Annotated in this window: 21 protein-coding genes; 12 read left to right on the top strand and 9 right to left on the bottom strand. The window is 53.5% G+C overall.

Going from position 1 to position 26337, the window contains the following annotated elements; genetic code table 11:
• Positions 1-34 precede the first annotated feature (34 nt).
• On the top strand, positions 35-1885 hold the full coding sequence (gene ilvD / locus SC127_RS09465; protein ID WP_215845275.1) for a dihydroxy-acid dehydratase: 1851 nt from the start codon (positions 35-37) through the stop codon (positions 1883-1885).
• Between the two features lie 3 nt (positions 1886-1888).
• Complete coding sequence (gene ilvA, locus SC127_RS09460) at positions 1889-3436, top strand: threonine ammonia-lyase, biosynthetic (RefSeq protein WP_243079948.1); 1548 nt, start codon at positions 1889-1891, stop codon at positions 3434-3436.
• A gap of 10 nt (positions 3437-3446) precedes the next feature.
• On the opposite strand, the gene ilvY is transcribed toward ilvA, so the two are convergent.
• Positions 3447-4328: an HTH-type transcriptional activator IlvY gene (ilvY, locus tag SC127_RS09455; RefSeq protein ID WP_243079947.1), complete on the bottom strand. Its 882-nt coding sequence runs from the start codon at positions 4326-4328 to the stop codon at positions 3447-3449.
• Between the two features lie 163 nt (positions 4329-4491).
• Here ilvY and ilvC point away from each other — a divergent pair, with 163 nt between their 5' ends.
• The gene (gene ilvC / locus SC127_RS09450) at positions 4492-5967 is read left to right on the top strand and encodes a ketol-acid reductoisomerase (RefSeq protein ID WP_243079946.1); all 1476 of its coding nucleotides are present in this window, start codon (positions 4492-4494) and stop codon (positions 5965-5967) included.
• 422 nt (positions 5968-6389) lie between these two features.
• Here the strand turns inward: ilvC and SC127_RS09445 are convergent, their stop codons facing one another.
• The 3 genes from SC127_RS09445 to SC127_RS09435 all read right to left on the bottom strand — a co-directional run bounded on the left by SC127_RS09445 (position 6390) and on the right by SC127_RS09435 (position 9957).
• Positions 6390-7721 (bottom strand): MFS transporter, encoded by a 1332-nt coding sequence (locus SC127_RS09445; protein ID WP_243079945.1) that lies wholly within the window; start codon positions 7719-7721, stop codon positions 6390-6392.
• 277 nt (positions 7722-7998) lie between these two features.
• Positions 7999-9012 (bottom strand): inner membrane protein YhjD, encoded by a 1014-nt coding sequence (yhjD, locus tag SC127_RS09440; protein ID WP_215845277.1) that lies wholly within the window; start codon positions 9010-9012, stop codon positions 7999-8001.
• Positions 9013-9057: 45 nt separating this feature from the next.
• The gene (locus SC127_RS09435; RefSeq protein ID WP_332626039.1) at positions 9058-9957 is read right to left on the bottom strand and encodes a LysR family transcriptional regulator; all 900 of its coding nucleotides are present in this window, start codon (positions 9955-9957) and stop codon (positions 9058-9060) included.
• Positions 9958-10072: 115 nt separating this feature from the next.
• Between SC127_RS09435 and SC127_RS09430 the strand changes: the two genes are divergently transcribed.
• A complete protein-coding gene (locus SC127_RS09430; RefSeq protein WP_332626038.1) occupies positions 10073-10831 on the top strand; it encodes an SDR family NAD(P)-dependent oxidoreductase in 759 nt (252 codons plus the stop codon).
• A 55-nt stretch (positions 10832-10886) separates the two neighbouring features.
• On the opposite strand, the gene SC127_RS09425 is transcribed toward SC127_RS09430, so the two are convergent.
• A complete protein-coding gene (locus SC127_RS09425; protein WP_332626037.1) occupies positions 10887-11735 on the bottom strand; it encodes a PhzF family phenazine biosynthesis protein in 849 nt (282 codons plus the stop codon).
• A 110-nt stretch (positions 11736-11845) separates the two neighbouring features.
• Between SC127_RS09425 and SC127_RS09420 the strand changes: the two genes are divergently transcribed.
• Entirely contained in the window at positions 11846-12469 is a 624-nt protein-coding gene (locus SC127_RS09420; RefSeq protein ID WP_243079941.1) for a glutathione S-transferase family protein, read from the top strand.
• On the opposite strand, the gene SC127_RS09415 is transcribed toward SC127_RS09420, so the two are convergent.
• A complete protein-coding gene (locus tag SC127_RS09415; RefSeq protein WP_243079940.1) occupies positions 12436-13923 on the bottom strand; it encodes an aminotransferase-like domain-containing protein in 1488 nt (495 codons plus the stop codon). The two genes, SC127_RS09420 and SC127_RS09415, sit on opposite strands and share 34 nt — an antisense overlap.
• A gap of 134 nt (positions 13924-14057) precedes the next feature.
• Between SC127_RS09415 and SC127_RS09410 the strand changes: the two genes are divergently transcribed.
• Positions 14058-14642 (top strand): LysE family translocator, encoded by a 585-nt coding sequence (locus SC127_RS09410; RefSeq protein WP_332626036.1) that lies wholly within the window; start codon positions 14058-14060, stop codon positions 14640-14642.
• Here SC127_RS09410 and SC127_RS09405 read toward each other — a convergent pair.
• The 3 genes from SC127_RS09405 to SC127_RS09395 all read right to left on the bottom strand — a co-directional run bounded on the left by SC127_RS09405 (position 14639) and on the right by SC127_RS09395 (position 19559).
• Positions 14639-17023: a phosphoketolase family protein gene (locus SC127_RS09405; RefSeq protein ID WP_332626035.1), complete on the bottom strand. Its 2385-nt coding sequence runs from the start codon at positions 17021-17023 to the stop codon at positions 14639-14641. The two genes, SC127_RS09410 and SC127_RS09405, sit on opposite strands and share 4 nt — an antisense overlap.
• Positions 17024-17158: 135 nt before the next feature.
• Positions 17159-18769, bottom strand: a complete 1611-nt coding sequence (gene mqo, locus SC127_RS09400; RefSeq protein ID WP_332626034.1) for a malate dehydrogenase (quinone) — start codon at positions 18767-18769, stop codon at positions 17159-17161.
• Positions 18770-19316: 547 nt separating this feature from the next.
• The gene (locus SC127_RS09395; protein ID WP_243079938.1) at positions 19317-19559 is read right to left on the bottom strand and encodes a DUF1158 domain-containing protein; all 243 of its coding nucleotides are present in this window, start codon (positions 19557-19559) and stop codon (positions 19317-19319) included.
• A gap of 319 nt (positions 19560-19878) precedes the next feature.
• On the opposite strand from SC127_RS09395, the gene mntP reads away from it, so the two are divergent.
• The 6 genes from mntP (at position 19879) to SC127_RS09370 (ending at position 26332) form a co-directional block, all read left to right on the top strand.
• On the top strand, positions 19879-20451 hold the full coding sequence (gene mntP / locus SC127_RS09390; RefSeq protein WP_243079937.1) for a manganese efflux pump MntP: 573 nt from the start codon (positions 19879-19881) through the stop codon (positions 20449-20451).
• A 125-nt stretch (positions 20452-20576) separates the two neighbouring features.
• Positions 20577-20654, top strand: coding sequence for a stress response protein AzuC (azuC, locus tag SC127_RS22575; protein WP_215848200.1), 78 nt, complete (start codon positions 20577-20579; stop codon positions 20652-20654).
• Between the two features lie 252 nt (positions 20655-20906).
• Entirely contained in the window at positions 20907-21914 is a 1008-nt protein-coding gene (gene dgcN, locus SC127_RS09385; protein WP_332626033.1) for an N-acetyltransferase DgcN, read from the top strand.
• 1 nt (position 21915) lies between these two features.
• Positions 21916-22881 carry an N-acetyl-D-Glu racemase DgcA gene (gene dgcA / locus SC127_RS09380; RefSeq protein WP_332626032.1) on the top strand — a complete coding sequence of 322 codons (966 nt, stop codon included), beginning with the start codon at positions 21916-21918 and terminating at the stop codon, positions 22879-22881.
• A 15-nt stretch (positions 22882-22896) separates the two neighbouring features.
• Complete coding sequence (locus tag SC127_RS09375; RefSeq protein WP_332626031.1) at positions 22897-24768, top strand: ABC transporter ATP-binding protein; 1872 nt, start codon at positions 22897-22899, stop codon at positions 24766-24768.
• Between the two features lie 22 nt (positions 24769-24790).
• Entirely contained in the window at positions 24791-26332 is a 1542-nt protein-coding gene (locus SC127_RS09370; RefSeq protein ID WP_243079933.1) for a glutathione ABC transporter substrate-binding protein, read from the top strand.
• Positions 26333-26337: the final 5 nt, after the last annotated feature.

Raw genomic sequence — 26337 nt, 5'->3', positions numbered from 1 at the left:
TCCGCGACCTTATTCATTTTGGAGTAAATAGAGCATGCCTAAGTACCGTTCCGCCACTACCACCCATGGCCGTAATATGGCAGGTGCCCGTGCCTTGTGGCGCGCGACAGGAATGACCGACGACGATTTCGGCAAGCCGATTATTGCCGTGGTCAACTCATTCACCCAATTCGTACCTGGCCACGTTCATCTGCGTGACCTCGGCAAACTGGTCGCCGAGCAGATTGAAGCGGCGGGCGGTGTAGCCAAAGAGTTCAACACCATCGCGGTCGATGACGGTATTGCCATGGGGCATGGCGGCATGCTGTATTCACTGCCTTCACGCGAGCTCATTGCAGACTCGGTTGAATATATGGTCAACGCACACTGCGCCGATGCCATGGTCTGTATCTCTAACTGCGACAAAATCACCCCCGGCATGTTAATGGCGTCAATGCGTCTGAACATCCCGGTGATCTTTGTTTCCGGCGGTCCAATGGAAGCCGGTAAAACCAAGCTTTCAGACAAAATCATCAAGCTGGATCTGGTTGATGCGATGATTCAGGGTGCCAACCCAAACGTCAGCGATGCCGACAGCGAGCAGATCGAACGCTCTGCGTGTCCAACCTGCGGCTCGTGCTCCGGCATGTTCACTGCAAACTCAATGAACTGTCTGACCGAAGCGCTGGGTCTTTCGCAGCCGGGCAATGGTTCTTTGCTGGCAACTCACGCAGACCGCAAAGATCTCTTCATCAACGCCGGTAAGCGCATCGTGAGCCTGACCAAACGCTATTACGAGCAGGATGACGTCAACATGCTGCCGCGCAATATCGCCACCAAGGCAGCGTTTGAGAACGCCATGACGCTGGACATTGCCATGGGCGGTTCCACTAACACTGTTCTGCATCTGATAGCGGCGGCGCAGGAAGGAGGAATCGATTTCAATATTTCCGATATTGACCGCTTGTCACGCAAAGTGCCGCAACTGTGTAAAGTGGCGCCGAGTACGCCGAAATACCACATGGAAGATGTTCACCGTGCAGGTGGCGTAATCGGGATTCTGGGTGAGTTGGATCGTGCTGGCTTGCTCGACTCCAGCACTCGCAACATCCTCCAACAGACAATGCGTGAGACGTTAGATCAGTACGACGTCATGCTGACAAAAGACCAGGCGGTGAAGGACATGTTCCGCGCAGGTCCAGCCGGTATTCGTACCACCCAGGCATTCTCACAGAATTGCCGTTGGGACACGTTGGATGACGATCGTGCCGAGGGGTGTATTCGTACCCGCGAGCATGCGTACTCACAGGAAGGCGGCTTGGCGGTACTGTACGGCAACATTGCAGAAGATGGTTGTATCGTCAAAACTGCGGGCGTGGACGAAGAAAGCCTGACCTTCAGTGGCCCGGCGAAAGTTTACGAAAGCCAGGATGATGCGGTAGCCGCCATTCTGGGTGGCAAAGTCGTTGCGGGCGATGTGGTTGTCATCCGTTACGAAGGGCCGAAAGGCGGACCAGGCATGCAAGAAATGCTCTATCCGACCACTTACCTGAAATCCATGGGGCTGGGCAAAAGCTGTGCACTGATCACCGATGGCCGTTTCTCAGGCGGGACTTCAGGCCTGTCGATTGGTCACGCATCGCCAGAAGCCGCCAGCGGCGGCACTATCGCGCTGGTGAAAGAGGGCGATATCATTGAGATCGATATCCCGAACCGTGGCATCAAGCTGGCGGTACCAGATAACGAACTGCATGCGCGTCGTGAAGAGCAAGAAGCGCGCGGTGCCGAGGCTTATACGCCAGTCAACCGTGAACGTGAAGTCTCCTTTGCGCTGCGTGCCTATGCTTTGCTTGCAACCAGCGCAGACAAAGGCGCGGTACGTGACAAGAGTAAGCTGGGAGGCTAACTGATGGCTGAGTCTCAACCGCTACCCGATGCGCCATGTGGCGCAGAGTACTTGCGCGCGGTGCTGCGTTCACCGGTGTATGAAGTTGCACAGGTAACGCCGCTACAAAAAATGGAAAAAATTTCATCGCGTCTCGGTAACACCATTCTGGTGAAGCGCGAAGATCGTCAACCGGTGCACAGTTTCAAACTGCGTGGCGCCTACGCGATGATTGCCGGTCTGAATGAAGAGCAGAAAGCGCGCGGTGTGGTAACGGCTTCGGCCGGAAACCATGCACAGGGCGTGGCGCTCTCCGCCAGTAAGTTAGGTATCAAATCACTGATTGTGATGCCGCTGGCGACAGCCGATATCAAGGTTGATGCGGTGCGCGCATTTGGCGGTGAGGCTTATCTGTTTGGCGCCAACTTTGACGAGGCGAAAGCCAAGGCCATTGAATTGTCAGAGCAGCGGGGCTACACCTTCGTTCCGCCTTTTGATCATCCCGCAGTGATCGCCGGGCAAGGCACGCTGGCGTTGGAGCTGCTGCAACAGGATGCGCATCTCGATCGCGTTTTTGTGCCGGTTGGCGGCGGCGGTTTGGCGGCGGGCGTGGCGGTACTGATCAAACAGCTAATGCCACAAATCAAAGTGATTGCGGTGGAATCAGAAGATTCAGCTTGCCTGAAAGCAGCGCTGGAAGCGGGCCACCCGGTTGATCTGCCGCGTGTGGGTTTATTTGCTGAAGGCGTGGCGGTAAAGCGCATCGGCACTGAAACTTTCCGTCTCTGCCAGGAATACCTCGACGACATCATCACCGTTGACAGCGATGCTATCTGCGCCGCGATGAAGGATCTGTTCGAAGATGTGCGTGCCGTCGCTGAACCTTCTGGCGCGCTGGCGCTGGCGGGCATGAAAAAGTACATCCAGCAACATGACATCAAAGGCGAACGTCTGGCGCACGTGTTATCAGGCGCTAACGTCAACTTTCACGGGTTACGTTATGTTTCCGAGCGTTGCGAGTTAGGCGAACAGCGTGAAGCGCTGCTGGCAGTCACCATTCCCGAACAGCAGGGCAGTTTCCTGAAGTTCTGTCAGACGCTAGGTGGACGTTCCATTACTGAGTTCAACTATCGCTATGCTGATGCTGACAAAGCCTGCATTTTTGTGGGTGTGCGCTTAACGCGTGGCCTGGAAGAGCGCAGTGAAATCATCACGCATCTGACCGAAAGTGGTTATCAGGTAGTGGATTTGTCAGACGATGAAATGGCGAAGCTGCATGTGCGTTACATGGTGGGAGGACGTCCATCCAAGCCGCTGCGTGAACGCTTATTCAGTTTTGAGTTTCCAGAAGCGCCGGGCGCCTTGCTGAAATTTCTGCAAACGCTCGGTACCCACTGGAATATTTCACTGTTTCACTACCGCAGCCACGGCACCGATTACGGTCGCGTGCTGGCGGGCTTTGAACTGGGCGATATTGAACCCCGCTTTGAAGAGCACCTCGCCGATCTGGGTTACGACTTTCATGATGAAACCCAGAACCCGGCGTTCCGCTTTTTCCTCGCGGGGCAGTAAATTTCGGTGACTACAGCTGGCTCCAGAAAGCACTAATAAGCGGCTCCCCGAGCCGCTTTTTTTGTACGCAGACACCAAGCTCGAATGGCGCGACCGATTCCACATTTTCCAGCATCAATACGCGATTACGCACCGGTTCTGGGCTGTTTTCCAGTACCACATCAGGCAGCAAGGCAATGCCACACCCTAGCGCGACCATTGACACAATCGCTTCATGCCCGGAAACCGTGGCATAAATCAACGGATTGGGAATGCGGTGACGCCGAAACCATAAATCGATGCGGCGGCGTGCAGGCCCTTGTTCCGGCAGGATAAAGGGAATTTGTGACCAGTCTGGCGTCGGCTGCGTGGCTTGTGCTCGCACCGTGCAGGGCAGCGCTGGCGCGATCAGCACCAGCGGGATCAGCCCCAATGGCATAAAATCAATGCTGGCGGGCAGCGTTTCAGGCCGTCCGGCAATCGCCAGATCGGCATCGCCGGAGTGCACTTTTTCCACCGCATCGGCGGCATCGCCGGTGTTGAGCTTGATTTCAACTTGTGGATGTTCAGCGCGAAAACGGTCAAGAATCGGCGGAAGATGGCTGTAGGCGGCCGTTACCGAGCAGAAAAGACGGAGTTCACCACTCAGCGACGGGCCATTCAGATCCATCACGTGACGCAGCTGTTGATACTGCAACAGCGTTTGTTGCGCGAACTGGCGCAAGCGCTCACCTGCTTCAGTCAGCGTCACTGTGCGGTTATCACGTAAAAAAAGCGCGTGGCCCACATCTTCCTCCAGGCGCTGTATCTGACGCGACAGCGTCGAAGGGCTGACGTGCATAGCGCGTGCGGTACGGCCAAAGTGACAGCTTTCAGCCAGATGAAGAAACAATTTTAGATCTCGTAAGTCCATATGCGCATCGTCTCAAAGTGGTATTGCAAATATTGCAATGTAACGTTGTTAATATATCAATTTAAGCAACAGATTTCCTGTCATATGATGGGGTCATTCGCGGCGCTGCAATCAGCTGTCGTATCCAAACAAAAACAGTAAACACAACCTCACTGGAGTACCCATGGCCAACTATTTCAACACATTGAACCTGCGCAATCAGTTAGCGCAGTTAGGTAAATGTCGTTTCATGGCGCGCGATGAATTCGCGGACGGCGCTAGCTTTCTGAAAGGCAAAAAAGTCGTCATCGTTGGCTGTGGTGCTCAAGGCCTGAATCAGGGTCTTAACATGCGCGATTCCGGTCTGGACGTTTCCTACGCTCTGCGCGCGGAAGCCATCGCGGAGAAACGTGCATCGTGGCGCAAAGCGACCGATAACGGTTTCAAAGTAGGCACTTACGAAGAGCTGATTCCACAAGCTGATTTAGTGGTTAACCTGACGCCAGACAAGCAGCACTCAGCGGTCGTTCAGGCTGTTCAGCCGCTGATGAAAGATGGCGCTGCGCTGGGTTACTCGCACGGCTTTAACATCGTTGAAGTCGGTGAAACTATCCGTAAAGACATCACCGTGGTGATGGTTGCACCGAAATGTCCGGGCACCGAAGTGCGTGAAGAATATAAACGTGGTTTCGGCGTACCTACGCTGATCGCGGTTCACCCAGAAAACGATCCAAAAGGCGAAGGCATGGCCATCGCTAAAGCCTGGGCTGCGGCAACCGGCGGCGATCGCGCTGGTGTGTTGGAATCCTCTTTCGTGGCTGAAGTAAAATCTGACCTGATGGGCGAGCAAACCATTCTGTGTGGCATGCTGCAGGCGGGTTCACTGCTGTGCTTCGACAAGCTGGTGGCTGAAGGTACCGATCCGACCTATGCTGAAAAACTGATTCAGTTCGGCTGGGAAACCATCACCGAATCGCTGAAATTTGGTGGTATTACCTTGATGATGGATCGCCTCTCTAACCCGGCGAAACTGCGCGCTTATGCGCTGTCTGAACAGTTAAAAACCATCATGGCTCCCCTGTTCCAGAAGCACATGGACGACATCATCTCCGGCGAATTCTCTTCTGGCATGATGGCTGACTGGGCGAATGATGACAAAAATCTGCTGACCTGGCGTGAAGAGACCGGCCAAACTGCGTTTGAAACCGCGTCTCAGTACGAAGGTAAAATCGAAGAGCAAGAATACTACGACAAAGGCGTTGTGATGGTTGCCATGGTGAAAGCAGGCGTTGAGCTGGCTTTCGAAACCATGGTTGATGCAGGCATCATTGAAGAGTCAGCTTATTATGAATCACTGCATGAGCTGCCACTGATTGCTAACACCATTGCACGTAAGCGTCTGTATGAGATGAACGTAGTTATCTCTGACACCGCCGAGTACGGTAACTATCTGTTCTCCTTCGCGGCTGTTCCGCTGCTGAAAGAGTTCATGACCACTCTGCAGCCGGGCGATCTGGGTAAAGCGGTTGAAGGGACTCAGGTTGATAACGCACAGCTGCGTGATGTCAACGAAGCGGTTCGTCAGCATGCAATCGAAACCGTAGGCCGCAAACTGCGTGGCTACATGACTGATATGAAGCGTATCGCTGTCGCTGGTTAATCCTCAGTAACACGATTTTCAGCAGAGAAACCCCGGCTTGCCGGGGTTTTTTTATGGGCTGAATTGGGTACACGCTGCTTCATTCCGGGCAGGCTAAATAAGGTGTCTTTGTTGGTGCGCGCTGCCCCATTCCAGGCAGGCTAGATAAGGTGTCGTTTGTCGGTGCGCGCTGCCCCCCATCCCGGCCTTCCCCCGCGAAGCGGGGGAAGGAGACGCTACCGCATGTAGCTTCATAATTAACAGATAGCAGCATCTTCCTCCCCCATTTATGGGGGAGGACCGAGGTGGGGGACAAACGACACCTTACTCAGGAGTAACCGGGATGGGGGACAGCGTGCACCATCAAATACTCAACCCAACCCCAATAAAAAACCCGGCCTGAGCCGGGTTTCTCATCACTACTGAAGCCGAAGCCTTAGCAATTACGCCTCATACAGCGTTTGGTTACGCGTCTCTTTACAGGCAATCAACGCAATCAGCGTCAGCACCGCCATTGAAGCCAGATAAAACCCTACCGCCTGCAAACCATAGTGGGTGTTCAGCCAGGTTGCGATATAAGGCGCAACGGACGCACCAAGAATCGATGAGAGGTTATAGGAGAACGACGCGCCGGTATAACGCACTTCTGTCGGGAACAACTCCGGCAGCAGCGCGCCCATTGGGCCGAAGGTCAAACCCATGATACTCAGGCCGAGCAGCAAGAAGACCATGACCAGCGCTTGCGATCCTGAACCCAACAGCATCGGGAACATAAACGAAAAAACGATAATCAGCAGGGTAATGGTGATCATGGTTTTACGACGACCAAAGCGGTCAGCCAGGATACCGGCAATCGGCACCGTGATGCCAAAGCCAATCACGGCCACCATCAGCATCCACAGGAAACTGTTACGCGAGAACCCAAGGCCAGCAGGGGCCGCTGCGGTGCCGTAACTCATGGAGTAAACGGTCATGATGTAAAACAGCGTATAGGTCGCGAGCATGATAAAGGTGCCAAGGATCGTCGCGGTCATATGCTTGCTTAGCAGCGCCACAATCGGTACACGCACCTGTTTCTTCTCTTTTTGCACCTTGGCAAACACCGGGCTTTCATGCAGCGAAACGCGCACATACAAACCAATTAACACCAGCACGGCGGAAAGGATAAACGGCACGCGCCAGCCCCAATCCATGAACTGCTGATCGGTAAGCAGCCAGGAGAGCAGCAGGAACGTTCCGTTGGCAAAAAAGAAGCCGATCGGTGCGCCCAGCTGCGGGAATGAACCGTACAACGCACGCTTCTTAGCCGGTGCGTTTTCGGTTGCCAGCAGCGCCGCTCCGCCCCATTCGCCGCCTAATCCCAAACCCTGCCCAAATCGCGCCAGTGCCAGCAGCAGCGGTGCCATCACACCAATGGTTTCATAACTTGGCAGCAGGCCAATCACCACGGTAGAAATGCCCATGGTCAGCAGTGAAGCGACCAGCGTGGCTTTACGGCCAATGCGATCACCAAAGTGGCCAAATAGCGCGGAGCCAATTGGACGCGCCACGAAGGCGATGGCAAAAGTCGCCAGCGATTGTAGCGTCGCGACGGTGGCATCACCTTGTGGGAAGAAGATGTGCGGAAAAACAATCACGGCGGCAGTGGCATAAATATAGAAATCGAAGAATTCAATGGCTGTACCGACCAGCGATGCAATAACCACTTTGCTACGCGAATTGACCGGCGTTGGATCATATTGCTTGTCGATTTTTTCTGAGATGGAGGCTTGCATAACTGTATCTTATTTGTAAATGAGACCAAGAATCTTACGCACCTGTATGACGTCATTCAATGACGAAAAACCGCGACACAACAGGCTTTAGCGGCCAAAAAGTGGATAATTTCTGTCTCTTAACTAATGTCGGGTTATGTCAGGGTGAAGTGGCGGAATTTTGGCGGGATACTCTACAAAATGGCTTAATAAAAGAGACCCCTCAGCTATTCATCCTGCTATTTGCATGAAAAATAGGCGAGGGGAAAGATTTTCCGCTGTTGTTAACGCTTTGTCATCAACGGTTACGTGAATCTTTAACCGTTTCCGAGATGCGCGGGTCATCTTTGTACTTAGCCGTAGCGATCCAGGCCGCACAAAACAGCGTCAAACGCGCGAAGAAATAGAAAAAGGCCATTAAGCCCAGCACCGAGCCAAAGGCGGCGCCAGAAGGTGAACTAGCCAGCTTGGGCAGCGTCAGCGTCATCACAAATTTAATCACCTCAAAGCCAATCGCCGCCAGCAGCGTACCGCGAAACAGCGCTTTTTTACGTGGCTTGTGGCGCGGCAGAATCCAGAAAATCCACAAAAACAGCAGATAGTTGGCTAAGACGGAAATCGACGTCGCGATGATAGTCAGCGCGGGGCGCAGCCATTCAATGCCATCCAGCCCTAACGCACGCACAATGGTTTCCTGCGCAGAACCGGCAACAGAGGTCAGCGATAGGGTGATAACCAACGCCAGCATTAAACCGATCAGCGACAAAAGATCGCGGAGGTAGCGTTTCCAAATCTTCTCTTTATCGTCGGGCTTGCGTTCCCAGACGTCACGCGACTGCGCGCGAATCGCTTCACGCAGATTGCCCATCCAGTTCAATCCTGAATAGAGCGCCAGCAGTAAACCGGTGATTCCCACCGTCGCACGCTGTTGAACCGCCGTATTCACCGTGTTCTTTAGCGTGGTTGCCAAAGTAGGATCGCTGATGCTGCTCACGATCTTGTTGATCACATCGGTCAACAGATCCTGATTGGATGCCAACACAAAACCCACCGCAGCAAAGGAGACCATCAAAATCGGGATCAACGATAAAAAAGAAAAATAGGTAATGGCGGCACCAAACTGGCTGCCGAGACGATCGTTAAAGCGATCAAGCGCACGAATGAAATGCGCAACCGCGGGAATAGCCTGAAACCAGGCGGCAAAACGCGACACGCGAACAATGGATTTATCGACAGATTTATTGCCGGTCTTGATATCGATCAGCGGCTTATCAGGCTGCGTATCGTGTGGTTTTTCCTGGTTGTCTGTCATAGACGCTCATCATCCTGTTATTAATCAAAAATAAATTATAGCTTGTCAGGTAACGTACTCCTGCAAGACCTGGCTCAGCCACTCCATAAACACCCGCACGCGCCGTGCTACGTTGCGCCGATGTGGGTAGAGCAGATGGATAGGCATCGGTTTCGCCGGAAAATGGTGCAGCACTTCAACCAGCTCACCCGACTCCAGCAGTTTTTGAATGCCAATCGCCGGCACCTGAATAATGCCCAAACCCGCCAGGCAGGCAGCGCGATACGTTTCGGTGCTGTTCACCGTCACCACGCCGCCCGTCTTGACGAAATGCGTCAGTTTGCCATCGAAATACTCAAAACCGGGTGAAGCTTGGCCCAGCTGTTGGGTGTAATGCACCATCGCATGTTGCGATAATTCTTCCAGGCGAATCGGCATACCAAAGCGCGAAAGGTAGCCAGGACTTGCGCAGTTGATCAAGCTGTAGCTGCCGATCTTACGGGCAATCAAGCCTGAATCTTTCAGATCGCCAACGCGAATCACGCAATCAAACCCTTCCCGAACCACATCAACCTGGCGATCGCTGCTGCTGAGTTCTAATTCGATACCGGGATAGTGCTGCAAAAATTCCGGCAAGCGCGGCAGGACAAAGCCGGTTGCCATCGCCACCGACATATCCACGCGCAGCTTGCCGCTTAGGGTGGCGGGATCGTGTTGAAACAGGCTGTCCATATCATCCAGGATCGACAGCATGTCCAGGCAGCGATCGTAATAAACCAGCCCATCTTGAGTCAGTTGCACGCGACGCGTGGTGCGATGCAGTAGCCGCGTTCCCATCTGATTTTCCAGCGCCTGTAACTGCCGCGACACGCTGCCCTTAGGAAGACCTAAACTTTCTGCAGCTCGGGTAAAACTGCCCATTTCGGCAACCCGGACGAACACCTGCATTGCGTGAATTTTATCCATGTTGTTCACCGATTGTTGTTTTAAGTGAAACAGTGATGCGTATTGAACTGCGTTTATGGATCAATTATTAGCGAATATCCTTAACGCGTGTTCAATTTTGCAACAGGAGCGAAGTATGAGTCATAAAATAGCGTTAATTACTGGCGGAAGTCGTGGTTTAGGCAAGAATGCAGCCCTAAAACTGGCAGCCAGGCAGACCGATATCATTTTGACCTACCGTAGTCAGGCAGAAGAGGCGCAGGCGGTTGTTAAGGAGATTGAAGCGCTCGGTGGCCGTGCAGTCGCGCTGGCACTGGATGTCGGCGATACTCAACAATTTGACGGCTTCGTGACCGCAGTAAAAAACGCGCTGCAAAATCGCTGGCAGAGAGAAAGCTTTGACTATTTAGTGAACAATGCTGGCATCGGTCATTACAAACCTTTCGCGGAAACCACCGAAGAGGAATTTGATAGTCTGATCAATGTCCATTTCAAAGGCCCTTTTTTCCTGACGCAGAAACTGTTGCCCGTGATTGCCGATGGCGGACGCATCCTGAATATCTCCAGCGGACTGACGCGCATCATCCTGCCAGGTTCTGGCACCTACGGCTCGATCAAAGCAGCGATGGAAGTCTTAACGCGTTATCAGGCGAAAGAGTTAGGTGAGCGCGGTATCCGCGTCAATATTTTGGCGCCAGGTGCGATAGAAACCGATTTTGGTGGCGGTCGGGTGCGTGACAACCCAGAAATGAACAAGCACATCGCTTCACTAACGGCGTTGGGACGCGTGGGCTTACCAGACGATATTGGCAATGCCATCACCGCATTGCTGAGTGACGAAACCGGCTGGATCACCGGTCAACGCATTGAAGCATCAGGCGGGCAGTCGATTTAAGCGTGCGGGCGACAAGATGTCGCCCGTTTCTTTTACCGCTGACCGCTGACTTCTTTTATAACTGAATCGTGCCGTCGATAACCGTAACGGTGTTACCACCAATCCAAATTCTTTCGCCGTCGAAATCGACTTGCACGCGGCCTGCACGCTGAATGGCGGTGCCCTGACGTACACGATACGCGCTGATTTGGCCTTGCGCGGCAAAGTAACGCGCCAGGCAGGCGTTAGCGCTGCCGGTGATCGGATCTTCTGTCAGGCTGCCGTTTTCTACCAGTAATCCGCGTACTTCATACTGCTCCGCTTCGCCTTCTGGCAGGCGACCAAACACCATCACGCCATTTACGCCAGCATGTTTCTTCAAGCGCTGCATATCGCTGACGTCAGGTTGGATTGCCAACACCGCGTCGGCGCTGATCATCGGAATCAACAACCAGCGGATTCCCATGTCTGCCACCGTGGCGCTGTGCGTATGATCGAACGCGTCGCTGTTTAAGGCACTGCTCATCAAGGCATCGTTATAGGGCGTTAAGGTTGCAGCCGGTGCCGCAAAGGCCAGCGCACCGCCGGCACCGATTTTCACCGTGACGTTACCCACCCCGCACTCCTGTACAATCTCTCCTGGCGTTTTAGTCGGCCAACCCGCTTCAAGCAGCGCATGAGCGGTGCCCAGCGTGGGATGTCCAGCAAATGGCAGCTCGCCTTCAACGGTAAAAATGCGCACGCGATAATCCGCCTGCGCATCTTGTGGTGGCAGCACAAAGGTGGTTTCTGACAAATTCGTCCAGCGCGCAATCGCGGCCAGCTGTTCATCACTCAATCCCTGTGCATCCATGATCACAGCCAGCGGATTACCGTTAAATGCTGACGAAGTAAACACATCTACTTGCTTAAACGCGACCTTCATTGTCTCTCCTTGCTGATTAGGGTTTGCAAAAGGCTTTTTCTGTCTGGTGATTGCTTATCACTGTTAACAGCGTTATGAATAAGTTAAAGATTTCGCTGGTGGAGCTGGTTATGTTGAAAATTCTTGGACGCGCTTCCTCAATCAACGTGCGCAAAGTTTTATGGCTGTGTGAAGAATTGGATCTTGATTACGAACGCGAAGAGTGGGGCGACAGCAACAAATCGCTGCACTCGCCCGAGTTCATGGCGCTCAATCCCAATGCGCTGATTCCGGTACTCAAAGATGATGACTTCGTGCTGTGGGAATCCAACGCCATCCTGCGCTACCTGGTCAACGCTTACAGCGGCGAATGGCTTTATCCGACACAACCGCAGGCGCGTGCGCCTGTCGATCAGTGGATGGATTGGCAGTCCACCGAGCTTAATACGTCCTGGCGCTACGCGTTTATGTCGCTGGTGCGCAATTCGCCTGCCCATCAGGATCCACGCTTGCTGGCTGCCGCGTGTAAAGGCTGGTCGCACACCATGAATATCCTTGATCAGCAGCTAAAAAAAACCGGGCGCTACGTCGCAGGGCGTAACTTTACGCTGGCTGATATTCCGGTTGGCCTGGCGGTGAACCGCTGGTTTGAAACTCCATTGGATCATCCCGATTATCCGGCGGTGCGCACCTATTACGAACGGCTGACCGAACGCCACGGCTACACCGTTTGGGGCCGTAACGGTACGCCTTGATCCTGACCTGGCGGCAAACCCGCCAGTTCGCAAGCCACCGCGCCAGCCCGCTTGATAGCCCAGGTATAGCGGTCATCAAACGGGTAACAGCAGGAGAGGCGCAACGCATGGTTATAGCGTTCACTCAAAGAGTAGAGCGCGCCGGGCGTGACGCAAATTTGCTCGCGCAGCAGGCGATCAAACATTTCAGTAGTATTCACTCCACCCGGCAGCTCGACCCAAAATACAAAACCACCGCGCGGCAACGTCGCGCGCGTGCCTTGCGGGAAGTAACGCGCAATCAATCCTCGCGCTTCATCCAGATTCGCGGCATAACGACGTCGTAACGTACGAAGATGATGATCGTAACCGCCGTTAGCTAAAAATTCCGCCAGGGTTTCAGACAGCAGCGCCGACTCAGCCATAGAAGAAACCGCTTTGAGTCGCGCCACCGCATCATGAAAGCGCCCGGCAGCAATCCAACCAATGCGAAAATCGGGTGCCACGGTTTTGGTAAAGCTGGTGCAGTAAAGCACCCAACCCTGCTGATCAAAGGCTTTCACGGCAGGTGAGAGCGGCCAGTCAAACTGCAATTCGTCATACAGGCCATCTTCCAGCATTGGAATCTGGTAAGTATTCACTAACTTCGCAAGCCGCTTCTTATTCTCCAGCGACATGCAGTAACCCAGCGGATTCTGCGCACTCGGCATGGTAATCAGCGCCTGGATACGCTTCTCCTGCAGCAGCATTTCCAGCGCATCCAGCGATAAGCCTTGCTGCGGATCGGTAGGAATCTCCAGCGCCTTCAGGCCCAGCGACGCCAGCAGCGGAAACAGGAAAAAGTAAGTCGGTGACTCCAGCCCAATACAGTCGCCCGGTTGAGTTACCGCACGTAAGGCCAGCTGCAACGCCTCCATGCAACCGTGCGTCAGCGTGATCTCATCAGAAGTCAAAGATTGCCCGGCATGCAAAGCGCGCCGCGCAATCTCCTCCCGTAAGCGCTCACTACCAGGCGGAAGCGCATAGCGCCCAATCATGTTGGGATTTCGACGTAATAATGAAGCGGTAATGCGGCCAATCCGCGCCGAGGGAAACAGCTCGCTATCTTGCGGGCAAGCCAGCGAAATATTGATGTAATCAGGGTGATTTTGCGCAGCAAATACTTTATCGATCAGGTCCAGTTTTTCACTGCTGGGATCTCTGACGCGCGCTTTATGCGGCGCGTCGCGCGTCACCGCCGGTAATACGCTTCGGACATAATATCCTGATTGGGGACGCGCCTCGATTAAGCCGCGATCTTCCAGCAGTTGCCAGGCATTAAGTACAGTATTAACGCTAACCTGCTGCGATTGGGCTACCCGACGAATAGCGGGAAGGCGTTTGCCAGGCTTCAGCGTACCTTGATGGATCGCCTCAGCAAAGTTATCTGCTAGCTGATGATAAAGGCGTTGATCGGTTGATGGCGCAAGGGACACAGAAGCCTCCAAAATTAACGGGTACAATTTTAAATAATCTTAACTGTAACCATCACAATAGTAATTTTGTGTCTCTGTTACCATTGTTTTTATCGCCGTAGCATGAAGCTCTGTTCACTACCCGGAAAGCCATCATGCTCGATCCCTCTTTTTTCAGTTATGTCACCGTTATGTCCATTACGCCAGGCCCCAATAACCTGTTGCTTGCAACATCAGGTGTCAATTTTGGTATGCGACGTACCTTGCCCATGGTGTTTGGCATTATGATTGGTTGTGCGGTGCAAACGGCGATTGCGGGCATGGCACTGGAACTCTTGCTGCACTGGATGGCGACGATTCGCCTGCCGCTAACGCTGGTGGGATGTGCCTATTTACTGTGGCTATCGTGGAAGCTGTTTCGGGCAGGCGCGCCGGAATTGCGGGCTAAGCCGCAGCCGATGTCGCTGTTAGGCGGTGCCTGTTTTCAGGCAATTAACCCTAAAGCCTGGCTGATGGCGAGTAACGTCGCGCTGCTTTACAGCACCAGCAGCGGCGTACTGACGGTAATGATCGGTTTTATGCTGCTTAATTTGCCGTGCATTTTAGTCTGGGCGGCATTGGGTGATCGGCTGCGCAGCCACCTGCAAATTGAGTGGAAGCGCCGCCTGTTTAACAGTTTGATGGCGCTGTCGCTGGTTGCAACGACAGCGTGGATGCTGGTGGATGCATTCGCGGCTTAATCGGGCGCGCCCGGCGCGTCCTGTGATGGCCACAACCAGTCGCGCACTTCCGGGATATCTTCGCCATATTCCCGTACGTAACGATGGTGCTCCGCAATGCGTTCCTGCAGGTCATCCAACAGCTCGGGGTGTTTATCGGCAAGGCCCGGCACGCGCAGAATCGCCTCCTGCGCCAGATGATAACGATCGAGTTCATTAAGCACTGTCATATCAAATGGCGTGGTGGTAGTGCCTTCTTCATTAAAACCGCGTACATGGAAGTTGCGGTCGTTGTTACGCTGATAGGTCAGGCGATGAATCAGGCTCGGATAACCGTGGAACGCAAAAATCACCGGTTTATCTTGCGTAAACAGCGCATCAAAATCTGCTTCGGATTTGCCGTGCGGATGCTGATCTTGCGTTTGCAGTGCAAGAAGATCCACCACGTTTACCACGCGAATACGCAAATCAGGCAAATAGCCGCGCAGTAAATCGACCGCGGCCAGGGTTTCCAGCGTCGGCACATCGCCGGCGCAGGCCATGACGACATCGGGCGATTCGCCTTCTGGTGTGGTGCCTGCCCAGCGCCATTCGCCCATGCCCGCTTCGCAGTGCGCAATCGCACTGTCCATATCCAGCCACTGCGCCGCGGGCTGCTTGCCTGCCACAATCACGTTGATACGATCCCAGGTGCGTAAACAGTGATCGCCAACCCACAGCAATGTGTTGGCATCTGGCGGCAAATAGATGCGCACAATGTCAGCTTTCTTGTTGGCAACATGATCGATAAAGCCCGGATCCTGATGACTGTAGCCATTATGGTCCTGCCGCCAGACATGCGAAGAGAGCAGATAATTCAGCGAGGAGATCGGTTTACGCCAGCCCAGCTTGCGCGTCACTTTCAGCCATTTAGCGTGCTGATTAAACATAGAATCGACGATATGAATAAACGCTTCATAACAGTTGAACAAGCCGTGGCGGCCCGTAAGTAAATAACCTTCCAGCCAACCCTGACACTGATGTTCACTGAGAATTTCCATTACCCGACCATCGCGGGCCAGCTGTTCGTCATAAGGCTTAACGGCCTCAAGCCACGTTTTACTGGTGACATCAAACACGGGCGTCAGGCGATTTGACGCGGTTTCATCTGGGCCAAACAGACGGAAATTGTCTTTATTTCGCTGAAAGATGGCGCTTAAATAACGACCCAGATGCTCGGTAGCTTGCGCCTGTTGTGAGCCGGGTTTTTGCGTATCAAAAGCAAATTCGCGAATATCTGGCACATTCAGTTCGCGCCGCAGTAAGCCGCCATTAGCAAAGGGTGAAGCGCCCATGCGTTTGTCGCCCTGCGGTGCCAGCGCCTGTAATTCAGCTTTCAGCGTACCGTTTTCATCAAACAGATCTTCTGGCTGATAGCTGCGCATCCACTCTTCAAGAATTTTGCGGTGATCATCATTTTCACGACAGCCTGAAACCGGCACCTGATGCGCACGCCAGAAATCTTCTACTTTTTTGCCATCAACGGTTTGCGGGCCGGTCCAACCTTTAGGGCTGCGCAGAATAATCATTGGCCAGCGCGGAATATCTTCTGTGGCATGGCCTTCGCGTGCTTCACGCTGGTAAGTGGCGATTTTCGCAAAGGCGTTATCCAGGGCATCAGCCATCTGCACATGCATTTTTTCAGGTTCATGACCCGACACAAACAGCGGTTCGTAGCCATAACCGCTGAACAATTGATGCAAATCGTCATCGCTGGCGCGCCCAAGAATCGTCGGGTTAGCAATTTTGTAGCCGTTGAGATGCAGGATCGGTAGCACCGCGCCGTCACGTTCAGGATTAAGGAATTTGATGCCGTGCCAGCTTGACGCCAGCGGCCCGGTTTCCGCTTCGCCATCGCCTATCACACAAGGCACCACTAAATCGGGGTTATCAAAAGCCGCGCCGAACGCGTGAGAAAGCGAATAGCCCAGCTCACCCCCTTCGTTTATCGAACCCGGCGTTTCCGGCGCGGCATGGCTTGGAATCCCACCGGGAAAAGAAAATTGCTTAAATAGCCGTTGCATACCTTCCGCATCCTGACTAATGTGCGGATAAATTTCGCTGTAGCTGCCCTCTAACCAGGTATTCGCCACCATTCCTGGGCCACCATGTCCTGGCCCACAGATATAAATCAGGTTGAGATCCTGCTGGCGGATGATGCGATTGAGATGGGCATAGATAAAATTCAGACCGGGTGTAGTACCCCAATGCCCAAGCAGGCGGGGCTTGATGTGTTCCGGTTTCAGCGGCTCACGCAGTAGCGGGTTTGCCATCAGGTAAATCTGCCCAACAGAAAGGTAATTGGCAGCACGCCAATAGCGATCCAGCAAGGTGAGTTCAGCGGCGGCGGTCGGTTGGGACATATCATTTCCTCCTGATTCAGTGGGCAAATGGTGTGCAGCACACCACTAACCCTAATAGAGAATCAGTGAGTCGACCAGGCCAGCAGCAAACAAAAAGGCCTCGCAATGCGAGGCCTTTGAAGAAAGCTTAGCCGGTTACTTTCCAACAACGTGCGCGGTTTCGCGGCCTTCGTCGTTGGCAGCCATGGGCGTGACCGCGACGTATTCAAGCTGCAAAATACGGCTGGTATCAGCCAGTACGCGTTCTGTCAGCGCCACATCACCATTCAGTTTGCGGCCCCAGGATGGGATCACAGTGCGGATTTTGTTCTGCCATTCCGGCGATGCCATCTGCTCGGGATACACTTTTTGCATCAACTCCAGCATGATCGGTGCGGCGGTTGATGCACCTGGTGATGCGCCAAGCAGGGCAGAAATCGAGCCATCTTCCGATGCCACTACTTCGGTGCCAAGGCGCAGCACGCCGCCTTCTTTCTCATCTTTCTTGATGATTTGCACACGTTGGCCCGCTGTCACCAGACGCCAGTCTTCCTGCTTAGCTTGCGGAACGTACGCGCGCAGCGCATCCATTCGATCGCGATCGCTTTGCAGTACCTGATCCATCAGGTATTTCACCAGGTCAAAACTTTTCAAACCCACATGCATCATCGGCAGCAGGTTCGAACTGTTCATGGAAGCGAACATATCCAGCAGTGAACCTTGCTTCAAAAACTTGGTAGAGAAGGTCGCAAACGGCCCGAACAGCAGCACTTGCTTACCATCCAACACGCGAGTATCAACGTGCGGCACAGACATCGGCGGTGCGCCAACGCTGGCTTTGCCATAGACCTTCGCCATGTGCTGTTTCACAACTTCTGGGTTTTCGGTGACCAGGAAAGAACCGCCGACCGGAAAACCTGCATAGCCGCTGGCTTCCGGGATGCCGGCTTTTTGCAGCAGCGGCAGCGCCGCACCACCTGCACCGATAAACACCGTTTTCGCCGTCAGCGTGCGCTGCGTACCGCTTGCCAGACAGTGCAGCGTGACCTGCCAGCGACCATCATCGAGGCGGCTGATATCACGCACTTCCTGATGCAGGCGCAGACGGAAATTAGGCTTTTTCTCCAGCGCTGCAATCAGCTGACGCGTGACTTCGCCGAAGTTAACGTCGGTACCCATTTCGGTCCAGGTCGCGGCCACTTTCTGGCTGCGATCGCGGCCTTTCATCACCAGCGGGATCCACTCCTCAATCTGCTGAGCATCTTCTGAGTAATCCATGCCACGGAACAAGGTGCTTTTCTGCAACGCCTTGAAGCGCTTGCGCAGAAACGAAACGTTATCCTCGCCCCAGACAAAACTCATGTGCGGCGTACTGTGGATAAAGCTTTTAGGGTTTTTCAGATTGCCTTTCTGGACGTGATAAGCCCAAAACTGCCGTGAAATCTGGAAGGATTCGTTGATCGCCACCGCTTTAGAGATGTCGATACTGCCGTCGGCCTTTTGCGGCGTATAGTTCAGCTCGGCCAACGCAGCGTGGCCGGTGCCCGCATTGTTCCAGCCATTCGACGACTCTTCAGCCACGCTATCCAGACGCTCGACCATTTCGATTGACCAGTCTGGCTCTAAGTCTTGCAGCCATGCGCCTAAGGTTGCGCTCATGACGCCCGCGCCGATAAGCAGAACATCGACGTCTTTACGCTCCTGCGTGGTGGTGTCCTTGCCAATGGCACTCATCGCGAGCGCAAGGTTTACAGCTGAATTGCACATGAGGCGACATCTCCTCTTCTGTTGACCTGAAGCTCAACAGGTTTGCAGGCGAAATAGACACGCTTCGTTCGAGCGCGTTGCGCTATCTCTTAAGGTTAAGACTCAGGTATAGGTTAAAGCGGTGATAACGGTTAACTGCACGTTATGCTTTGTCTTAGGAATATAACATTCTCGCATCTGAATTAAACATTTGTTTATTTTTTAAATGCAGAAATGATTCAGCATAAGAATTAATCATCAAAGGCGGCGGGATATAAGGTATTTTTACCATTAACTCAGTAAGTTAACCGAGTAATATGTTGCAGGTGGGTTTAAGCAAAAAACAGCAGAGGAAACCGTTGAGTTTTTAAGGGATTAATTAACTTAATGATTATAAACAATAAAAAAATAGTTGAGAATTTATGCGATTTTTTGGTTACGTGATCTGAATCACCTTTCTGTAAAAATTATGTTACATATTTGTGTGTATTCAAACAGGCTGCAAACCTAAACAGCCATCGCGCTTTGTTATGTCAGCAGAGAGAAAGAGCCGCTTTCAAGCTCAGGTTTAAACCCTAAACCAGCGGCGCCAGACAAAACGAATCACAAAGAACTCCACCGTTCCCAGCAGCAAAAACCAAATGCAAAAAACCACGGTGTAAAGCTGGCTGAGATCCTGGAAATGAAACATCTCCATCAGGCGTTGCGCCAAAGCGATGCCAAAAGCGGGCGCGGGCAGCAGCAGGGCGGAGAGGAAACCCAGCAATAAAATACCGCCTGGGATAATGACTGTTTCAAATGGGTTATTCATTAGCGACTTTCTCAAAGGGTTAGCCCACTATTTTCGGGCAATCCACGTTGCGGTTCAATCCCACAATGCCGAACCGGGCGTTAAAAAACGGTCTCAAATCACTAAGACAGGTCTCAGAAAATGCTTTTACACCATCAACTTAGCGTCAAACATAGCGGCTGTTAAAAGTTATAGCCTTTGCTATACTTAAATCCATGATTTTACTGTCTTTTTATCTTTAGTAATGCGTGCTAGACTGCGGCCACTTTTTCATTACTGAACAAAATGTGTGGTGAAATCAGCGGTAACTCTGGCTTTTTTCATCGCAATACCTGAAATCATGACTTTTATTGCCACGCTCATTCTTGCCTTAGGTATGTCCATGGACGCTTTTGCCGCTGCACTCGGCAAAGGTGCCACGCTGCATCGTCCTGGATTCAAAGAAGCGCTGCGTACCGGTCTGATTTTTGGTTCGATTGAAGCCTTAACGCCATTAATTGGCTGGGCAATCGGGCTTGCAGCCAGCCGCTACATTATGGCGTGGGATCATTGGGTTGCCTTTATTCTGCTGGCCTTTCTGGGTGGCCGTATGATGATGGAAGGCTTTCGCCAAAATGTCGCAGAACCTTGCGAAGCGCCACAGCAGCACGGGTTTATGGTGCTGGCCACCACAGCCGTAGCGACCAGTTTGGATGCGCTGGCGGTCGGCGTTGGTTTGGCTTTTTTGCAGGTCAATATTATTACCACGGCGTTAACCATCGGCGCGGCTACCACCGTCATGGCCACCACCGGCGTACTGGTCGGGCGTTTTATCGGTCCCATCCTTGGCAAATGGGCCGAAGTGCTCGGGGGTTTAGTCTTGATTGCAGTGGGCTCAACTATTCTGTTCCAACATCTTGGTTACTTCGCTTAAGCCGTGACTGAGTAAAAAGCAAAAAACCCAAAAAACGTGATCTACTTCAAAATTTATTGCCTGTAAAATGCGCGGAAGTTATACTTTTCGCGTATTTCTTCAACAAATTTTGAAACAGGTGACACATGAAACGCATTATTAAGTACGTGTTCCGCGCTTACGTTGAAACGTTTAAACACGTACCGCCGGGTGCAATGTACTAAACACCCCGCAAGAAACCCTCGATAATCGCGGTCAGGGATCGACCGGTGATTATCACTTTTTCCTCTCGCTTTTTCGCTGTAACGCCCTCTTTTTCGCCTTTTTAAGCGCCCTCAGACTTACAACCATAAGCAGGCGATCTACACATAGCTGTAGGTTATACCCCAGCATCAAACAAGCATTCGTCACGCTGTCATCTGCATGAAATATTCCGTTCAGGCCCCCTAAACTCTGACGGAATAAAGAGAAACATCATGCTGATCCCTCAACCTTATTTGCTTTTCCTTGGTGATGTCACCGATCCGCTGGCAGCCAAAACAGCGCGCGGCATTCATGTATGGCGTCCTGAACAATGCGTTGGTGAAATCCGTTTGCCGGGTTGCACGGTCAGCCTTGGCCTGGAAGAACTCGACATCGCGACAGCGAAAGCGCGCGGCGCGAAAACACTGGTACTCGGTACCGCTAACGCAGGCGGATATTTGCCCACGCATTGGCTAGCAACCGTAACCGAGGCGATCACCGCAGGAATGAACGTTGCCAGCGGTTTGCATCATCGCCTGGCTGATGAACCGGAACTGGTGGCGTTGGCACAAGAGCATGGCGTGGAACTGTTCGATATTCGCCACATGCGGCCAAAATTGGATGTTGGCAGCGGTAAAAAACGCAGCGGTAAACGCATCTTAACGGTCGGTACGGATTGTTCGGTCGGCAAAATGTACACTTCGCTGGCGCTGGAAGCGGCAATGCGCGAGATCGGAATGAAAGCGGATTTCCGCGCTACCGGGCAAACCGGCATTCTGGTTGCAGGCGAAGGCATTGCGATTGATGCAGTGATTGCCGATTTCATCGCAGGTGCAGCAGAGGCGCTTTCGCCAGCTAACGATGACGATCACTGGGATATTGTCGAAGGTCAGGGTTCACTGTTCCATCCTTCTTATGCAGGCGTCAGCATGGGGCTGATTCATGGCGCACAGCCACATTGGCTGGTGATGTGTCATGAAATGGGCCGTCCGCATATGCGTCACTTGCCGCATCAACCGATGGTTAGCGTGGCCGATTGCGTTGACGCTAACCTGCGCGCTGCCGCAGTGACCAGCGACAACGTCCAACTCGCCGGTTTTGCTATCAACACCTCTAATTTCCCTGAACAAGAAGCCCGCGACTATTGCGCACAGGTCAGTGCTGAGTTTGGTGTTCCTGCGACCGATCCGGTGCGCTTTGGTATCGACGCGATCGCAGCGTTGCTGAAGGAGCAGGGCTAAGATGCGTCGCATGCAGATTCAGCTGCTGGAGTTGCCTTTAGCGCGTCCGTTTGCCATCTCACGCGGCACCCGTACTGCGGTAACGGTCATTCGCGTCACGTTAGAACAGAACGGTTTTATCGGGCGCGGTGAATGTACGCCAACGCCGCGTTATAGCGAAACCGCTGAAAGCGTGCATGCTCAGCTTGAAGCGTTACAGGCCGATATTGAAGCTGGCCTCAGCCGTGACGCGTTGCAAACCCGTCTCGCTGCCGGTTCAGCCCGTAACGCGCTGGACTGCGCTTTATGGCGGCTGGATGCCGCACTGGCGAAACAAACGCTGTGGCAGCAGGCGGCCCGCAAGGTGCCGGTCTCCGTTGTGACCGCTGAAACGTTGAGTCTGGATACGCGCGAAAACATGGCAGAAGCTGCCGCAGATGCGGTATCGCGCGGTGCCGTGCTGCTGAAAATCAAACTCAACCGTGATGAGATTCTGGAAAAAGTGGCGGCAATCCGTGCCGTTGCGCCCCATGCGACGCTGATCATTGATGCCAATGAAGCCTGGGCGGGCCTTGATCTGCAAAGCCTGTTTAACGCCTTGCTGCCCTACAACATCGCCATGATTGAGCAGCCGTTACCTGCTGGTCAGGATGGTGATTTACAACGTTTCACCCATTCCATTCCTCTCTGCGCTGACGAAAGCTGTCACACCGTTGCCGACATTGAAGGTCTGCGCAATCGCTATGAAATGATCAACATCAAGCTCGATAAGTGCGGTGGTTTGACCGAAGCGCTGGCGATGGTTGTCGAGGCGAAAAAGCAGGAAATGCGGGTGATGGTGGGCTGCATGCTGGGTTCGTCGCTGGCAATGGAAGCCGCGCTGCCGGTGGCGATTGATGCAGAGCATGTCGATCTCGACGGCCCCATTTGGTTAGCGGCAGACAGTTCGCCGTTTCTCACCTATTCGCAAGGCCGCATCTGGCTGTAACACTCTGGAGCAACGATGACGGACACCTCCTTTTTAACTGCCCCCGCCAGCGTTGCCGATACGCGTTCCGCGCCGGTACTCGCCATTCAGGATCTTTGCGTCAGCTTTCGTGGGCGCAGCGGCGTTCATCAGGCGCTCAAGGGCATCTCTTTTGCTATTCATCCCGGTGAAATTGTTGCTGTAGTCGGCGAAAGTGGTTCCGGTAAATCCGTGACCTCGCTGGCGATAATGGGATTGCTGGCCGCCTCGGCGCGCACCGAACGGGGTTCCATTTTTTTCCGCGATCGTGCCGGAAAAGAGCATGATCTGAGCAAATTGAGCGATGAACAGCGGCGAACGCTGCGTGGTCGTGAAATGGCGATGATTTTTCAGGAGCCGATGACGTCACTCAATCCGGTATTGCGGGTGGGCGATCAACTCACTGAAGCGTTGCGCGACCATCAGCTGTGCGATAAAGCGCAGGCCCATGCACGGGCGCGTGAGCTGTTACGTCAGGTGCGCATCGCCGATGTTGATCGCGTAATGAAAAGCTATCCCCATTCGCTGTCTGGCGGTATGCGCCAGCGCGTCATGATTGCGCAGGCGCTGGCGTGCGATCCGCAACTGCTGATTGCCGACGAACCGACCACCGCGCTCGACGTTACGGTGCAGGCGCGCATTCTGCATATCCTGCGTGATTTACAACAGCAAAAGCAGATGGCGGTGTTGTTCATCACCCATGACATGGGCGTAGTGGCAGAAGTTGCCGATCGCGTTGTGGTGATGTATCGCGGCAACGTTGTTGAGCAGGGCACGGTCGCAGAGGTTTTCACTGCACCGCAGCATGACTACACCAAGGCATTGCTGGCGGCAGTACCCAAACTCGGCGACATGCGTGAGCTGCCATGGCCGCAGCGCTTTCCATTACTGGGCGCAGAAACCACCGCCGCATCCAGCCAACACACCGCCCGTTACGAGGAAAAACCGTTGCTAGATGTACGCGGTTTGAAAGTGTACTTCCCGATACGCAGCGGTATTTTTTCAGCGCTAACCCATCAGGTTCATGCGGTAGAGCAGATCGACTTCACGCTCTGGCCAGGCGAAACCCTGGCGATTGTCGGCGAAAGCGGTTGTGGAAAGTCCACCACCGGACGGGCGCTGATGCGTTTATTACACAGCGATGCCGAGAGCATTCACTTTCAAGGCAATGAAATTACCAACCTGAAAGAGGCGCAATTCCAACCGCTGCGCCGTGAAATTCAAATGGTTTTTCAGGACCCTTATGCCTCGCTCAATCCTCGGTTAACCGTGGGTTTTACCATTGCGGAACCGCTGCTATTACATGGCGTGGTGAAGTCGCTGGAAGAGGCCACGCCGCAGGTTGAGGCGCTGTTGAAAAGTGTCGGTCTACTGCCGGAACATGCGCAGCGCTATCCGCATGAGTTTTCTGGCGGTCAGCGCCAGCGTATTGCTATCGCCCGCGCGATGGCGCTCAAACCCAAAGTCATTATTGCTGATGAAGCCGTTTCGGCGCTCGACGTCTCGATTCAGGCGCAGGTTGTCAATTTGATGATGGATTTGCAGCAGCAAACCGGCGTGGCATGGATTTTCATCTCGCATGATATGGCGGTGGTTGAGCGTATTGCCAATCGTGTGGCGGTGATGTATCTCGGCCAAATTGTCGAGATCGGCCCGCGCCAGTCAGTTTTCAACCATCCGCAACATCCTTATACCCAACGTCTGCTGGCTTCGGTGCCGGTTGCCGATCCATTGAACCGTCCTGAGCGTCATTTCGATGACAGCGAAATTCCCTCGCCGCTGCGCAAGGTTGGCGAGACGGTAGAGAAAAATCGTTATCGCCAGGTGGCTCCCCATCATTGGGTAGCCGAAGGCGCTTTTCCGCGTTAATTCATCAATACCAGGAGCCACCATGAAGCCGTTATTACGTCGTACGTCTCTCGCCCTTGGGCTGTCATTGTGTCTGGCGAATGTTGCCCAGGCGCAGGATCTGCGCATCTCCATGTATGCCGACATTACCGGGCTAGACCCGCACGATACCTCCGATAACATCAGCTATTCGGTGCAGAGCGGCATCTTTGAACGCTTGTTCCAGTTCGACGCCAAAATGACGCTGACACCGTGGCTCGCCACCGCTTACACCAGCAATGAAGACGCGACTCAATTTACGATTACGCTGCGCGATGGCGTGACTTTCCAGGACGGCACGCCGTTTGATGCTGAGGCGGTGAAAGCTAACCTTGATCGCCTTGCCGATCAGAGCAAAGGGCTGAAACGCAACAGCCTGTATCGCATGATTAACACCGTCACGGTGCTGGCACCGAATAAGGTGCAGATCGATCTGAATGAATCCTTTGGTGCCTTCATCAACACGTTGGCGCATCCATCAGCCGTGATGTGGAGCCCGGCGATTCTCAAGCAATACCCAGAAGAGTCGCAACTGCGTTTGCATCCTGTGGGCACCGGCCCGTTCAAATTCGTTGCATGGCAGCCGGGCAAAGCAGTCACCATGGCGAAATATACGGGTTACTGGAATAAAGGCTGGCCGAAAGTCGACAACGTGATTTTCTCGCCTAGCCCAGAAGATGCTACACGCGTAGCAGCATTGAAGTCAGGCCAGGTAGATGCGATTTACCCGCTGCCGTCCGATTTAATTGGCACCGTGCAAAGCGACAGCAAGTTGGCGATTCAGCGCGATCCGAGCATTTATCTCTATTACATGGCGATCAACACGCAGCATAAAGCACTGGCTGATGTGCGCGTGCGTCAGGCGATCAACTACGCCATTAACCGCGATCTCTGGCTGAAAGTTGGTTTTGCCGGCATGGGAACGCCAGCGACCTCGGCGATTCCAGCGGGCGTCCAGTTTTATCAGAAACAAGGCGAGCCGAATTACCGCTATGCGCCTGACGAAGCCAAGGCGCTGCTGAAAGCGGCGGGCTACCCGAACGGACTGGACTTGAAATTGTGGAGCACCAATGCCACAGCCAGCGTGCGCGCTGCGCAGTTCCTGAAGGCCCAACTGGCAACCGTGGGCATCCGCGTAACGGTAACGCCAATGGATTCCGGCACCCGCAACGCCAAACTCTGGGGTGTGAAAGATCCTAAGCAGGCTGAATATGATCTCTATTACGGCGGCTGGTCTACCTCAACCGGTGATGCAGACTGGGCGTTGCGTCCGCTGTTCGCCACTGAATCTTGGGTACCGACCTCCTATAACGTTTCTTACTACAGCAATCCCGCGGTGGATAAAGCCATTGCAGGCGGTTTAGCGACAGCCGATCCAACCAAGCGCGCTGCCTCTTACGCAGAAGCGCAGACGCTGCTGTGGAAAGATGCACCGATTGCATTCTTAGGTACGCCGGACAATTTAGTCGGCAAGACCAAAGCGCTGAGCGGCGTCTCGATGCTGCCAGACGGCAATTTGCTGTTTACCCAAGCGGCGTTTAAGTAAGGCTT

The organism is Pantoea sp. T14 (assembly GCF_036663535.1).
GTDB classification, from domain to species: Bacteria; Pseudomonadota; Gammaproteobacteria; order Enterobacterales; family Enterobacteriaceae; genus Pantoea; species Pantoea phytostimulans.
This window is presented reverse-complemented; position numbering and strand designations above follow the sequence as displayed.

Coding starts and splice junctions, on each gene's coding strand:
- ilvD (WP_215845275.1), top strand. CDS start 35: ATGCCTAAGTACCGTTCCGCCACTACCACCCATGGCCGTAATATGGCA.
- ilvA (WP_243079948.1), top strand. CDS start 1,889: ATGGCTGAGTCTCAACCGCTACCCGATGCGCCATGTGGCGCAGAGTAC.
- ilvY (WP_243079947.1), bottom strand. CDS start 4,328: ATGGACTTACGAGATCTAAAATTGTTTCTTCATCTGGCTGAAAGCTGT.
- ilvC (WP_243079946.1), top strand. CDS start 4,492: ATGGCCAACTATTTCAACACATTGAACCTGCGCAATCAGTTAGCGCAG.
- SC127_RS09445 (WP_243079945.1), bottom strand. CDS start 7,721: ATGCAAGCCTCCATCTCAGAAAAAATCGACAAGCAATATGATCCAACG.
- yhjD (WP_215845277.1), bottom strand. CDS start 9,012: ATGACAGACAACCAGGAAAAACCACACGATACGCAGCCTGATAAGCCG.
- SC127_RS09435 (WP_332626039.1), bottom strand. CDS start 9,957: ATGGATAAAATTCACGCAATGCAGGTGTTCGTCCGGGTTGCCGAAATG.
- SC127_RS09430 (WP_332626038.1), top strand. CDS start 10,073: ATGAGTCATAAAATAGCGTTAATTACTGGCGGAAGTCGTGGTTTAGGC.
- SC127_RS09425 (WP_332626037.1), bottom strand. CDS start 11,735: ATGAAGGTCGCGTTTAAGCAAGTAGATGTGTTTACTTCGTCAGCATTT.
- SC127_RS09420 (WP_243079941.1), top strand. CDS start 11,846: ATGTTGAAAATTCTTGGACGCGCTTCCTCAATCAACGTGCGCAAAGTT.
- SC127_RS09410 (WP_332626036.1), top strand. CDS start 14,058: ATGCTCGATCCCTCTTTTTTCAGTTATGTCACCGTTATGTCCATTACG.
- SC127_RS09405 (WP_332626035.1), bottom strand. CDS start 17,023: ATGTCCCAACCGACCGCCGCCGCTGAACTCACCTTGCTGGATCGCTAT.
- mqo (WP_332626034.1), bottom strand. CDS start 18,769: ATGTGCAATTCAGCTGTAAACCTTGCGCTCGCGATGAGTGCCATTGGC.
- SC127_RS09395 (WP_243079938.1), bottom strand. CDS start 19,559: ATGAATAACCCATTTGAAACAGTCATTATCCCAGGCGGTATTTTATTG.
- mntP (WP_243079937.1), top strand. CDS start 19,879: ATGACTTTTATTGCCACGCTCATTCTTGCCTTAGGTATGTCCATGGAC.
- azuC (WP_215848200.1), top strand. CDS start 20,577: ATGAAACGCATTATTAAGTACGTGTTCCGCGCTTACGTTGAAACGTTT.
- dgcN (WP_332626033.1), top strand. CDS start 20,907: ATGCTGATCCCTCAACCTTATTTGCTTTTCCTTGGTGATGTCACCGAT.
- dgcA (WP_332626032.1), top strand. CDS start 21,916: ATGCGTCGCATGCAGATTCAGCTGCTGGAGTTGCCTTTAGCGCGTCCG.
- SC127_RS09375 (WP_332626031.1), top strand. CDS start 22,897: ATGACGGACACCTCCTTTTTAACTGCCCCCGCCAGCGTTGCCGATACG.
- SC127_RS09370 (WP_243079933.1), top strand. CDS start 24,791: ATGAAGCCGTTATTACGTCGTACGTCTCTCGCCCTTGGGCTGTCATTG.